The sequence below is a fragment of the Corallibacter sp. genome (assembly GCF_048381695.1).
Classification (GTDB): Bacteria; Bacteroidota; Bacteroidia; order Flavobacteriales; family Flavobacteriaceae; genus Corallibacter; species Corallibacter vietnamensis.
In genome coordinates this window covers 1-12,736 of sequence record NZ_JBLXHI010000013.1, presented here as the reverse complement: position 1 = coordinate 12,736, position 12,736 = coordinate 1, and the positions used below count along the sequence as shown (strand labels likewise).

Genomic DNA, 12,736 nt, shown 5'->3' with positions numbered 1-12,736 from the left:
AAAATTGACTATGCGTAACCTTATATATATTTTATCTTGTTTGTTATTACTTACTGCTTGTGATGATGGCGATGTTATAACAGTAGAAATAGAGTTTGATGATACTTTTGAATCTTGTGGTGACATAGTTTTTTACAAAACAAAATCTAATCCGCCTGAATCGTTATCGCTTCAAGTTACTTCTCCGGCGCTTACTTTTGAAGATTTAATTGAGGTTGAACCTATTGAAGATGGTTCTACAATTATGCAAGTTTCAAACCCAGTAACAGACGTTACGATTAATGGTGTAACAAATTTATTTAATTACCGAACATATAACGCAGACCCTAGTAATTTTTTCTGTAACGATATACCTCCTGCTAATATTTTAATTACTCAAGATTTATCAAGTGCAGGCGGAACAGCTTTAATTATGGTTGAATTAATAGAAGACGATAATGATGGTGTTCCTGCTGAACTAGAGGATATAAACGGCAACGGTGATTTAACAGATGATGACACGGATGGTGATGGTATTCCTAACTACCTAGATGAAGATGATGATGGCGATAATGTACTTACTATAACTGAATTGAGTGATAATGATCTTGTAGATGCTAATGGTGATGGTGATTTTGATGATGATGTAGATGGAAACCCGCTTACTAACATTGTTGATACCGATGGCGATGGTATTCCTAATTATTTAGATAATGACGATGATGGTGATGGCGTTTTAACAATTGATGAAGAAAATCTAATTCAAGATGAAAATCCAGCTAACGACTTTACCAACCCTGATGTAGCTGATTACTTAAATACTGATGTAGCTGAAACCCTTCCTGCAACAGCCTATAGAGAACATACTATTTATCAAGAATTTGAAGTTAGTATTGAGATAAACGATGTTAGTTTCCCTACAATTACTCAAGAATTTTTCAATTTTGGAACATTAGAAAACACAAATTTATTAACTGAAAGAAATATAACACCAGATTTTTAATTAGGTGAAACATTTTGATAAATATAAACCTCTGTGGCTCCTAATCCATATTTTTGATAGTTAGCCTCATAAAATTTCACATTGTTATAACGACCAAATAAATATTCTAGTTCTGTTTTAAGAACGCCTTGGCCAACACCGTGAATAAAAACAACTTTTTGAATACGTTTACTAATAGCTAAATCAAGCTGTCTTCTTGCAGTATCTAACTGCAACGTTAACATGTCGTGATTATTCATACCTCTAGTTGAATTTGTTAATTGATGTATGTGCAAATCAACCTCCATAGTTGGTAGGTACTTCTCTTTTGCCTTTCGTGTCGGTTGTTTTCTCTTTTTTGGTGTTTCTTTTTCTTTTATAATATCAGAAATAGGAATATGGTTTACAGGCAAGGCCTCTTTTAGCACAACAAGTTCATGACTATCAAAATCAAGTTCAAATCCATCAGCAGTTTCTATAGTTATTGTAGTCCCATTAACTTTTACAACATGACCAATCATATCATCATCAAGAACTGCTACTTGTTGCCCTTTTTTAAACATGATTGTCTTGATTTGTATCGTTATTCTTATCAGATTTACTTGGAATATCTCTAGAAATCCTATAAATACCCAACATTAAAATTACAATTCCTGTTATTAAAACATATGTATTCTGCTCATCACCTGCTTTAGAGTATATAGCCACAAAAGCTCCTATTAAAATTAATATATAATCTAAAATATGCTTGTTTTTCATAGTTATATCGACATTTTATACCATAAATCGAAAATACTATTAATTGTCTATTCAATGAATTTATATCAACTTTTTTTTAATTAAATTTGCAATTCGTATATTTATGTTCCCCAGGTATTTATATTTGTTTGTTTATCAGTAATTTAAATTATGAAAAAAGCCTACATATTTATTGCAGCTGTATTTTTACTTAACACTGCATTTTCTCAAGATTTATATATAAATAATAACAGCTATTTATATGCTAAAGATGTACCATTATTTGTCAATAATGACATTAGAATGGAAACTACAACATCTAATTTATATTTAAGAGGATCTGCTCAATTAATTCAGAATAATGACGTAAAAAATTCAGATATTGGAAGTTTATCAATATACCAACAACAAACAACTGGAGTTTATGAATATAATTATTGGGCATCTCCGGTTGGTGTAGGTATTGACGGAACAGCAAAAGCAAACGTACCTTTTAATGGTTCAAATATTTTTGATCCACAAGATGAAACAGATATAGAAAACGTAAATGCAACTCCTTATGCGTTTACCAACTCATATAATGCAACTCCTTCTGCGCTTGCAAGCTACTGGTTATTTACTATGGAAAGCGGTGGCGGCTATGCTGATTGGGTACAAATACGAAACACTGGCAATGCTGGAACTGGTTATGGTTTTTCTCTAAAAGGAAGTCCTAATGTAAATAACACTTTAGATTTTAGAGGTCGCCCTAATACCGGAGATATTACTGTAAACTGTTACTTTAGTGGTACAGATTCTGATCCACAATCTGGATCTAGCAATCAAGTTGAAACGTTAACTGGAAATCCTTATCCATCTGCGCTTGACCTTAAGTTATTTTTTGTGAATAACGTAGATAATCAAAATAGATTAGATGGAAATATTTACTTCTGGGAGCAAAAACAAGTAAACTCTCATACTTTGCTTGATTATGAAGGTGGTTACGCCGTATATACTCCAGGTGATTTAAATGATTTATATGATGATGGCACTTATACTGTTGCTACTTTTGAAAGTTATGATAACCATGGTGGTAATCCTACGCCTACTGCTGGTACAAGCCCAGATTATAAAGACAACCATGAAAGACGATATGCTGCCGTAGGTCAAGGATTTGTAATAAGCAGTGCTGATAATGGTGGCGCTCCTGCTGGTGGCGTTATTACATTTAGTAACTCAATGCGTTTATATTTACCAGAAGATTCTACAACCAATGGTAGTGGCGCTATTTTTGGTAGATCATCAGAAAATACGAACTCTAATGAACAAACTGTTGCAATGTCTCATAATGGGTTAGATTACATGGATATATTAAACAATACAACTATAATTCCTGAAATCCGTATTCACACAAGAATAAACAATACTTATTATAAAGAAAGTGTTATAGCTTTTAGACAAAACTCTGATTTAAACTATAATAAATTCTCTGACGCTAAAAATGCTTCTGTTCTTCCTAATGACAACTATTTAATGGCTGGTAGTAATGAACTATCTATCAAATCAATTAATTATAGTCCTGATGCTCGTATACCTTTTGGTTTTGAATCTCAAGGACAAAACACAACATACAGCGTCACTGTAAATAGTTTAAAAGATGTTCCTGAAGATGTCAATGTATATGTTTTTGATAAAACTACAGGTGTTTATACAAACATTAAAACAGGAACTTTTGAAGTTTCTCTTCCTACTGGAACATATAATAACCGTTTTGAAATCACATTTGATTCTCAAACACTTTCAACAAATGATGATGTTACAGCATTAAATGATTTTAAAATTTTACAAAATAACAACGATTCTCAACTTGTATTAATTAACCCAAAGCAATTAGCTGTTAAGAGTGTAACGCTTTTTGATATTAGCGGAAAACGTGTTTTAAATGAATTAGATTTAGACACTAAAGATCGTTATAGTTTTTCTACAAAAAACTTAAGCGAAGGTGTTTACATTGCTAAAGTTCTTTTTGAATCTAATCAAGAAACTACAAAAAAGGTTATTATATCAAATAAAAAATAACACATAAAAAGCATCTTTTTTTATAACTTTGGTTTGTACAGATATTAAAGTTATACAATCTCACTTATGGAAGAATACATGCTACCTTGTCTAAACAAAAAAATTTTCGGATTTGATTGTTTAGGGTGCGGTTTACAGCGTGCTGCAGTATTATTAATTCGCGGAGAATTTGTTGAGGCTTTTTATATGTATCCTGCTATTTATACACTAATCCCTTTGTTTTTAGTTATTGGCTTAAATTTTTTCTTTAAATTTAAACACGCTAGCAAAATTATAAATACACTAGCTATACTTACAGTTGCAATTATCATTGTAAGTTTTACTATTAAAATTATTAATTAAACAACCAACTTATTACATGGAACAACAAAAATTAAACCCAACAATTGTTTACGTACTTGCTATTTTAGGCCTTTTATGTTGCTGCTTTGCTGGTTTTGGATTTATTTTATCTGGAATTGCTTTTTTTATTGCAACTTCTAAACTAAAAGAAGCAAAAGCAAACCCAGAAAACTATGAGCCTGCAAGTATTAAAGCTATGGACACGGCAAAAATTATAGCTATGGTTATTTTTATTATAAACATACTATATTTAGCTTGGTCTATCTATCAAATTTTTGCTATTGGTGGTTGGGATGCTTATATGGAGCAAGTTCAAGACACAATGCAACAAATACAAGAACAACAAGGCAATTAAGCCTAATACATTAAATAAAAAAGCGACCTAATTGGTCGCTTTTTATTTTCTATCATTGAAACCTTTTACTTTTCAAAAGCTTTTAATGTTTTAGTAATAATAGATACACAATCTAATAATTGTTCCTTTGTCATAACTAACGGTGGTGCAAATCTAATAATGTTACCGTGTGTTGGTTTTGCTAATAATCCGTTATCACGTAGTGCTAAACAAATATTCCAAGCTGTATCACTGTCTTCATCATCGTTAATAACAATGGCATTCAATAAGCCTTTTCCTCTTACAAGGTTAACAGCATTACTTGTTTCTATATATTTGTTTAATTCTCTTCTGAATAAGTTCCCTAAATCTTCAGCTTTTTCAGCCAATTGCTCGTCTCTAACAACTTCTAAAGCTGCAATTGCAACCGCAGCAGCAACAGGATTACCGCCAAAAGTACTTCCGTGGTTTCCTGGCTTGATAACATTCATAACATTATCATTAGCTAAAACGGCACTTACAGGGTATGCGCCACCACTTAAGGCTTTTCCTAAAATTAATACATCCGGTTTTACATTTTCATGATCTACGGCTAGTAATTTTCCTGTTCTAGCAATACCTGTTTGCACTTCATCTGCAATAAATAATACGTTGTATTTTTCGCAAAGTGCTTTTGCTTTTGATAAATAGCCTTCGCTTGGTACATAAACACCAGCTTCACCTTGTATAGGTTCTGCCATAAAACCTGCTACATTCGGGTTATTTTTTAATTCAGCTTCTAGAGCTTCTAAATTATCATAAGCTATTTTTATAAACCCTTTAGTATATGGTCCAAAATGCTCACGAGCTACAGGATCATTAGAAAATGAGATAATTGTTGTAGTACGTCCATGAAAATTGTTTTCACAAACAATAATATCAGCTTCATTTTCATCTATTCCTTTTACTTCATATGCCCATTTTCTACAAAGTTTTAAAGCAGTTTCAACAGCTTCAGCACCTGTATTCATAGGTAATAACTTATCAAAACCAAACATCTCTGTAGCAAACTTCTCATATTTACCTAGCATATCGTTATAAAATGCTCTAGATGTTAAGGTTAGTGTTTTTGCTTGAGACACCATAGCGTCTACAATTTTAGGGTGGCAATGTCCTTGGTTTACCGCAGAGTAAGCCGACAGGAAATCATAATATTGTTTTCCTTCTACATCCCAAACATATACGCCTTCACCTTTACTTAATACTACTGGTAATGGGTGATAATTATGCGCGCCATACTTGTTTTCTAAATCCATCGCCTGTTGCGATGTTAATTGGTCTAAAACAGCCATTTTTATAAATTTTTAAAGTGAAAAAAATAACCATTCCTTATCTACCTTTATCCTTCCGAAAAGTCTCGGAAATTCAGCGTGGGAAAGAAATCATCCCTAGAGGCTGCAAATTACTAAATATTACAGCCGTTTAAAAACAATTTAGTTCATTTTTAACGAAGACTACTTTTTTAGTAAAATTTCAAAATGATCGTTTAAATAGTCATAGCTTTGATTACTTTTGCAGCATGCCAAGAAGAGATAGAAATAAGTTTGTAAGACGTGGTCAGCTAATTGAATTAGATATTGTTGACTATGCATTTGGTGGCAAAGGAATTGCCAGAATTAATAACGAATTAGGAAACTTTGTACTTTTTGTACCAAACACGTTGCCAGGTCAAAAAGTTACAGCACGTGTGGTAAAAGCTAAAAAGAAATATGCCGAATGTAAACTAATTGATGTTTTACAAAAATCGGTTGATGAAGTTGACTTAAACTATCATGAAATTTCTGGTGCGCCTTACATTAATTTACCTATAGAAAAACAACACCAATATAAGTACACCAGTACGATGGACTTGTTTAAAAAGATTGGAAAAGTAACCGATATAGAAAATTATTTTGATGAGTTTGTAGCCTCTCCTAACCTATTTCACTACCGAAATAAAATGGAATATAGTTTTTCTGCAATTGGTTACGATCATGACAAGAAAACCGATGTTGATGAGTTTACGCTTGGTTTTAAACGTCGTGGTACATGGTGGATTGGTGACAACCTTGATAAAGACAGCGGTATTTTTGATAAACAATTAGAGGATAGTTTGATTAAAATTAAAAACTATTGTGAAGCAACTGGTCTTGCGCCTTGGCACGCACCAAAACGTGAAGGTTTTTTCAGATATCTTGTTGTAAGAAAATCGTTTAAAACAAATCAATTATTATTTAATCTCGTTACAACATCACATCAATTATCAACATTTGACTTAAATGCATTTGCGCAATTTTTAGTATCATTGTTTGGAGATCGTGTTGCAGGATTACTTCATACTATAAATGACGAACAAGGCGATCGTACTATTGCAACTACAGGAAGTATAACACTTATTTATGGCGAAGACAAGATTGTAGAAGAACTACTCGGACTAAACTTTGAAATAAGCATGAAAAGCTTTTTTCAAACCAATCCAAAATCGGCAGAGAAATTATACTCTAAAGTAGTAGATTATGCTTTAGAAGACAAGGATGCCGTAGATAACTCGGTTGTTTTAGATTTATTTTGTGGTACAGGAACTATTGGGCAAATTATTGCATCAAAAAGCAACAACACCAAAATTGTAGGTGTAGATATTATTGCATCGGCCATAGAAGATGCCAAACTAAATGCCAAACGAAATAATATTGAAGGGCTTGAATTTTACGCAGAAGATGTTGGTAAGTTTTTAAGCAAATACCCACAGTACAAGAACAAAATACAAACAATAATTCTAGATCCGGCTCGTTCTGGAATTGCTCCTAAAACCCTAAATAAAATCATAAATTTAAACGCAAAACGTATGGTTTATGTATCTTGTAATCCTGCAACACAAGCAAGAGATACCGAAACTTTAATGAATGCAGGTTTTAAATTGAAAAAAATAAGTTTAGTAGATCAGTTTCCACATACATCACATATAGAAACTGTTGTACTTTTTGAAAAACAATAAATACATGAAAAAACTATTTGGTTTTTGCTTTCTTTTACTTTTCACGATAAGTTGTGAGCGTGATGATATTTGCCCTGAAACAACCATGACAACACCGCGACTATCAGTTGCTTTTTACGATATTAACATACAAGATGAAGACACAGCAAAAAATGTGGGCAAATGCCGTATACAAGGTGTTGGTAATGACGCCCCTTTATCTGGTTATGAAGGTTCTTCTGCGAAAAACACTGTCTTATTACCTCTTAAAACCACAACAGATAACCCTGACGGTATAACCTTTACAACACAATATAGTATTATAAAAGGTTACAACTATAATGATAATGACACACCGGATGATACTAGTGACGATATTGTAACTGGTAATGAAGACATTATAACCATTACTTATACAACAGAACAACAATATGTATCTCGTGCTTGTGGCTACAGAACTGTTTTTAACAACGTGAGAATAAGTGTTGAAAACGATAGTAATAACTGGATACGATTAACTCAAGCTGTAACAGATAACCTAACAATTCAAAATGAATTATCAGTACATTACAAAATTTACCATTAATATTACCATTGCATTATTTAGCCTAACGGCTTTGTCTCAAAATGATAGTATACCATCCGAAACTGTTGCGGACTCTGTAAAGCATAAACAAAAATATGGTTTACGTTTAGGTGGTGACGTAAGTAAATTAATACGCTCATTTATTGATGATGACTATAAAGGCTTTGAGATAAACGGTGATTTTAGAATTACCAAACGATGGTATTTAGCCGGAGAAATAGGCACCGAAGAAAAAACTACCAAAAACGATTACCTTACTGCTACCGCAAGTGGCACCTATTTTAAAGCTGGAGCTGATTACAATGCATATGATAATTGGTATGGCATGCACAATATGATATATGGTGGTTTTCGTGTTGCTGCAAGTACTTTTAGCCAAACAAGAGATAGCTTTTCATCTTATTCTCAAGACCAGTATTGGTCGCCACAGTATAGCTCTACTATAAGTGAAAAATTTAGTGGTTTATCGGCTATATGGTTAGAATTTATTGCTGGTTTGAAGGTAGAAGTTTTAAGAAATTTATATCTAGGCGCTAATATTCAATTTAAATATGTAGTAAGCCAAGATCAACCTGATAACTTTGAAAACCTTTATATACCTGGTTATAACAAAACTTACGATAGTGGTAAGTTTGGTTTTGGTTATGGATATAATATCTCTTACTTAATTCCTATTTTTAAAAAGAATAAGTAGCCTTTAAGACTACTTATTGTATTTTGCTTTTTTACTGCCCTCATACATCACATATTTTACTAAACGTGATTCTAACTTGGCATTATAAAGTTGTATTTTTCTTGACGGTCTTAAGCCTACGTGTTTTAATGCATCTAGGTTTGATGTAATAAACCAAGCGTCTGTACCTGGGTAGTTTTGCTTAAGCGTATCTCCTATACTTGCATAGAACTTTTCCATATCAATATTTAAACGCTCACCGTAAGGCGGATTGAACACCATGTGTAGTTTATTTTCTCCGGCTTTTTGGGTTTTAAAGAAGTCTTCGTGTTGTATGGTTATAAATTCATCTAAATGTGCGTTTTTGATGTTGTCTTGTGCTTTTCTTACGGCACTAGGAGACTTGTCATACCCTATTATTTTATGATGAAAGTCTCTTGTTTTCTTTAATAGAGACTCCTCTATTTTTTCAAATAAATCTACATCCCAATCTTGCCAGCGCTCAAAGGCAAATTCTTTACGCATTAGGTTGGGTGGAATGTTACAGGCAATCATTGCGGCTTCGGCAAGTATGGTACCACTACCACACATAGGGTCCATGAAATCACTTTGTCCGTCCCAGCCTGATAGCATTATGATACCTGCTGCAAGCACCTCGTTTATTGGAGCTATGTTTGTTGCCATTTTATAACCGCGCCTGTGTAGTGATTCTCCTGAAGTGTCTAAAGAAATGGTACACTGATTTCTATCTATATGTACGTTTATTTTTAAATCTGGGAAACGCAAATCTACATTAGGACGCTCTTTTGTGGTGTCTCTAAATTTATCTACAATGGCATCTTTGGTTTTTAAGGCAATGTACTTTGAGTGCGTAAATACTTTTGAGTGTACAGTAGCATCTATGGCTAGAGAGCCTGTGGGTTTTATATAGTTTTCCCATGGCATTTTGTAAACTTGGTCATAAAGGTCTTGCTCACTAATAACCTTGAAGGTTTTAATGGGTTTTAGGATTTTTATAGCTGTACGCAATCCTAAATTTGCTTTGTACATAAACCCTTTATCACCAACAAAGCTTACATTCCTAACACCTGTTTTTACATCTTGGGCACCTAGTTGTATTAATTCTTTTTCTAATAATGCCTCAAAGCCAAATAAGGTTTTGGCAACCATTTTAAAATTATTCTCCATTGTAGATATTAAATAGAATACAAAAATACAGTATTTTTGTGGCAACTAAAATGAAATGGGTTAAGGATTGAGCAATTGTTGAAGCTCTTTTTATTGTGCTATGGCACAAATATAAAAGCGACTTGCGAAAGCCTGACGCTAAGCGCAGTATGCAGCTAAGCGTAACCCCTAAAAAATAATATTCTGGTTATAATCTGGATATTGCTATGACAAAAGATACAACGCAGTGGTATGCTTCTTGGTTTGACACGCCATATTACCATATTTTATATAAGGATAGAGACTATAAGGAGGCGCAACAGTTTATGGATACGCTTACGCAGTATTTAAACTTACCTGAACAGGCTAGTGTATTGGACCTAGCTTGTGGAAAAGGAAGGCACTCGTTATACTTGAATACTTTGGGGTATCATGTTACTGGTGTAGATTTGTCTGAAAATAGTATTGCTTATGCCAAGCAGTATGAAAATGATAGTTTGCACTTTGAGGTACATGATATGTGTAAACCGTTTAATAAAACCTTTGATGCGGTGTTTAACTTATTTACTAGTTTTGGATATTTTGAGCATGAAACGGATAACTTACGTACTATAGAAGCTATAAAGGCCGACTTGAATACGTATGGTTTTGGCGTGATAGATTTTATGAATACAGATTATGTCATTGATAATCTTGTGGCTAAAGATGTAAAAACTGTAGCAGGTATTGATTTTTGCCAAGAACGTTATGTAAAGGATGGCTATATTATAAAGGATATTTCTTTTACTGATGCTGGTAAGGATTATAGTTTTCAGGAGCGTGTAAAGGCCTTGACGTTATCAGACTTTATGGAGCTTTTTGATAAGGCTGGTGTTTACCTATTGGATGTTTTTGGTGATTATAAATTACATAGTTTTGACAAGCAAAGCTCGGAACGATTAGTGATGATATTTAAATAAATGAAGCAATACCTATTACCTATACTCGCAGTTGTTTTTGGGGTTATTATTGTAATACTTACCAAAAGAAAAAATATAATAAACACTAGGTTACTACTAGCTTTTAGTGGTGCTTTTTTATTGGCTCTTACGCTTTTTGAATTGTTGCCAGAGGTGTATCATCATCTTGATGCTAAACAAACTGGCTTGTTTATCATGCTTGGTATTCTTATTCAGGTTACGCTAGAGTTTTTCTCTAAAGGTGCAGAGCATGGCCATGTACATTACCATAACAACCAGCAGTTTCCTTGGGCTATTTTTATTAGTTTATGTATTCATAGTTTTTTAGAAGGTTTTCCTATACATCATCATAATGATATGGTTTATGGTATTTTGGTTCATAAGATACCTATTGCGGCTGTTGTTACTGGTTTTTTGCTAAATGCGCATTGTAATAAATGGTATGTAGCACTTTTTCTTATTGTGTTTGCATCTATGACACCGTTGGGGACTTTTATATCAAATCATGTAGCTGTTATGGCTGATTATGTTGATATTGTTAATGCTATTGTAATTGGTATATTTTTACATATATCTACCACTATTTTGTTTGAAAGCAGCGAGGGACACAAGTTTAATTTGACCAAGTTACTTACCATTATACTGGGAGTAGCTATTGCATATTTTATATAAAGCGTATGTTTAGTAAAGAGGCTTCACGAGAGCTTAAACAATTGTTTTGGACAAGCTTTGGGAAATCTTTTCCGAGGAAATGGATTTTGTATAACACAAAAATAAAGGGCGTAAGTTTTAAGTTTTATTTTGATACAAAAAAGGCACTTGTGGCTCTAGACCTAGAGGATGATTTAGAAAACCGCATTACATACTGGGAGCGTTTGGAGTCACTAAAAAGGTTGCTACTGAATGATTTTTTACCTAATGCTATATTTGAAGACACTTATTTTTTAGATAACGGTAAGGAGATATCGCGTATATATGTGCCTTATAACCATAAGGTTTCTATACATAATAAGGATACTTGGCAAGAGGTTATGGTGTTTTTTAATGAGACTATGAGTGCTTTTGAGGATTTTTATATGACGTATGAGGATGTTATAAAACCCTAATTTTATTTATATTTATAGGCAAACAAACATCAGGTCACCTTGCACATATATTTTTATAACTTCCGGTTTAAGGCATGTTTTCTTTTTGTAGTATTTGTATTTGGTTATGGTTTTTGCCAAACGGATTACCCTACGCCTCCTATTACTACCACTACGCTATTTTACATACAGCATAGTAACAACTACAACACTTATATGTATGATGCCCGCATGCAAGATGGTGCTATCTTGCCTGAAAACCCTGTAGAGGCTTACCGTATTGTGTATACCGAAGGTGGCATAAAAAAACCACTTACAGAAATACAAAAGCGCCTTGCTTATGGTATACACTATACTAAACTGACCACAAATTTTTATGAGTTAGAGCTTGCTGCACAAAAACAAACGCCGCTTTTTCTTGTTCTGGATGATAGCGGCACACCAAAGGTTTATACAACTATAAACAAGCGCAAGATGTTTATAAACAATATGTTTATACAACTTAAGAATAAAAATCCGTTGCTTGGTTTTGAAGTAAGGTATATTCGTTTTGAAGGTACTGATTATTATACTGGTGCTACTACTAAAGAGGTTTTGCTTATTGAGAATTGAAAATTGATGATGGGCTATTGATAATGCATGGTCAATAACTAAAAGAACATGGTCAATAACTGTATATTAGTAGTGAGAGTTTGATTGATTAATGCTTTGTGTTGTGCGTTTTGCATGTTAAGTGGGGATTTTTATTCTTTTTTGCATTACCCAAAAAAGAAACAAAAAACGCTAGACTGACTAGTTCTTTCCTAAATTGACCAACGCATCCTAAACCTTCTGATCTTAT

At 33.2% G+C, this 12,736-nt stretch carries 15 protein-coding genes; 11 read left to right on the top strand and 4 right to left on the bottom strand.

The annotated features are described in order from the left end of the window. Window positions 1-10: 10 nt before the first annotated feature. A complete protein-coding gene (locus ACN5J3_RS13150) occupies window positions 11-982 on the top strand; it encodes a hypothetical protein (protein WP_418512043.1) in 972 nt (323 codons plus the stop codon). Here ACN5J3_RS13150 and ACN5J3_RS13145 read toward each other — a convergent pair. After that, window positions 979-1,524 (bottom strand): Smr/MutS family protein, encoded by a 546-nt coding sequence (locus ACN5J3_RS13145; protein ID WP_418512042.1) that lies wholly within the window; start codon window positions 1,522-1,524, stop codon window positions 979-981. The genes ACN5J3_RS13150 and ACN5J3_RS13145 overlap by 4 nt on opposite strands. Beyond that, entirely contained in the window at window positions 1,517-1,720 is a 204-nt protein-coding gene (locus tag ACN5J3_RS13140) for a hypothetical protein (protein ID WP_417291581.1), read from the bottom strand. Before ACN5J3_RS13140 ends, ACN5J3_RS13145 begins: the two co-directional genes overlap by 8 nt. 150 nt (window positions 1,721-1,870) lie before the next feature. On the opposite strand from ACN5J3_RS13140, the gene ACN5J3_RS13135 reads away from it, so the two are divergent. The 3 genes from ACN5J3_RS13135 (at window position 1,871) to ACN5J3_RS13125 (ending at window position 4,454) form a co-directional block, all read left to right on the top strand. Next, on the top strand, window positions 1,871-3,757 hold the full coding sequence (locus ACN5J3_RS13135) for a T9SS type A sorting domain-containing protein (RefSeq protein ID WP_418512041.1): 1,887 nt from the start codon (window positions 1,871-1,873) through the stop codon (window positions 3,755-3,757). Window positions 3,758-3,823: 66 nt separating this feature from the next. Beyond that, window positions 3,824-4,099, top strand: coding sequence for a DUF2752 domain-containing protein (locus tag ACN5J3_RS13130; RefSeq protein WP_418510238.1), 276 nt, complete (start codon window positions 3,824-3,826; stop codon window positions 4,097-4,099). A 16-nt stretch (window positions 4,100-4,115) separates the two neighbouring features. Next, window positions 4,116-4,454: a CCC motif membrane protein gene (locus ACN5J3_RS13125; protein WP_344731020.1), complete on the top strand. Its 339-nt coding sequence runs from the start codon at window positions 4,116-4,118 to the stop codon at window positions 4,452-4,454. A 65-nt stretch (window positions 4,455-4,519) separates the two neighbouring features. On the opposite strand, the gene rocD is transcribed toward ACN5J3_RS13125, so the two are convergent. Beyond that, a complete protein-coding gene (gene rocD, locus ACN5J3_RS13120; RefSeq protein ID WP_418512040.1) occupies window positions 4,520-5,764 on the bottom strand; it encodes an ornithine--oxo-acid transaminase in 1,245 nt (414 codons plus the stop codon). A 227-nt stretch (window positions 5,765-5,991) separates the two neighbouring features. Here rocD and rlmD point away from each other — a divergent pair, with 227 nt between their 5' ends. The 3 genes from rlmD to ACN5J3_RS13105 are packed head-to-tail and all read left to right on the top strand — an operon-like array spanning window position 5,992 to window position 8,705. Beyond that, a complete protein-coding gene (gene rlmD, locus ACN5J3_RS13115; RefSeq protein WP_418512039.1) occupies window positions 5,992-7,446 on the top strand; it encodes a 23S rRNA (uracil(1939)-C(5))-methyltransferase RlmD in 1,455 nt (484 codons plus the stop codon). 4 nt (window positions 7,447-7,450) lie between these two features. After that, complete coding sequence (locus ACN5J3_RS13110) at window positions 7,451-8,011, top strand: DUF6452 family protein (protein WP_418512038.1); 561 nt, start codon at window positions 7,451-7,453, stop codon at window positions 8,009-8,011. Further along, window positions 7,977-8,705, top strand: a complete 729-nt coding sequence (locus ACN5J3_RS13105) for a DUF6048 family protein (RefSeq protein ID WP_418512037.1) — start codon at window positions 7,977-7,979, stop codon at window positions 8,703-8,705. The genes ACN5J3_RS13110 and ACN5J3_RS13105 overlap by 35 nt, the downstream gene beginning before the upstream one ends. Window positions 8,706-8,714: 9 nt before the next feature. Here ACN5J3_RS13105 and ACN5J3_RS13100 read toward each other — a convergent pair whose 3' ends face one another. Next, window positions 8,715-9,872, bottom strand: coding sequence for a THUMP domain-containing class I SAM-dependent RNA methyltransferase (locus ACN5J3_RS13100; protein WP_418512036.1), 1,158 nt, complete (start codon window positions 9,870-9,872; stop codon window positions 8,715-8,717). A 206-nt stretch (window positions 9,873-10,078) separates the two neighbouring features. Between ACN5J3_RS13100 and ACN5J3_RS13095 the strand changes: the two genes are divergently transcribed. Genes ACN5J3_RS13095 through ACN5J3_RS13080 form a run of 4 tightly spaced genes read left to right on the top strand, consistent with a single transcriptional unit; the run spans window position 10,079 to window position 12,507 of the window. Further along, a complete protein-coding gene (locus tag ACN5J3_RS13095) occupies window positions 10,079-10,810 on the top strand; it encodes a class I SAM-dependent methyltransferase (protein WP_418512035.1) in 732 nt (243 codons plus the stop codon). Beyond that, entirely contained in the window at window positions 10,811-11,482 is a 672-nt protein-coding gene (locus ACN5J3_RS13090; protein WP_344731013.1) for a ZIP family metal transporter, read from the top strand. 5 nt (window positions 11,483-11,487) lie between these two features. Next, entirely contained in the window at window positions 11,488-11,916 is a 429-nt protein-coding gene (locus ACN5J3_RS13085) for a DUF4268 domain-containing protein (protein ID WP_418512034.1), read from the top strand. 39 nt (window positions 11,917-11,955) lie between these two features. Beyond that, on the top strand, window positions 11,956-12,507 hold the full coding sequence (locus ACN5J3_RS13080; protein WP_418512033.1) for a DUF4833 domain-containing protein: 552 nt from the start codon (window positions 11,956-11,958) through the stop codon (window positions 12,505-12,507). Window positions 12,508-12,736 lie beyond the last annotated feature (229 nt).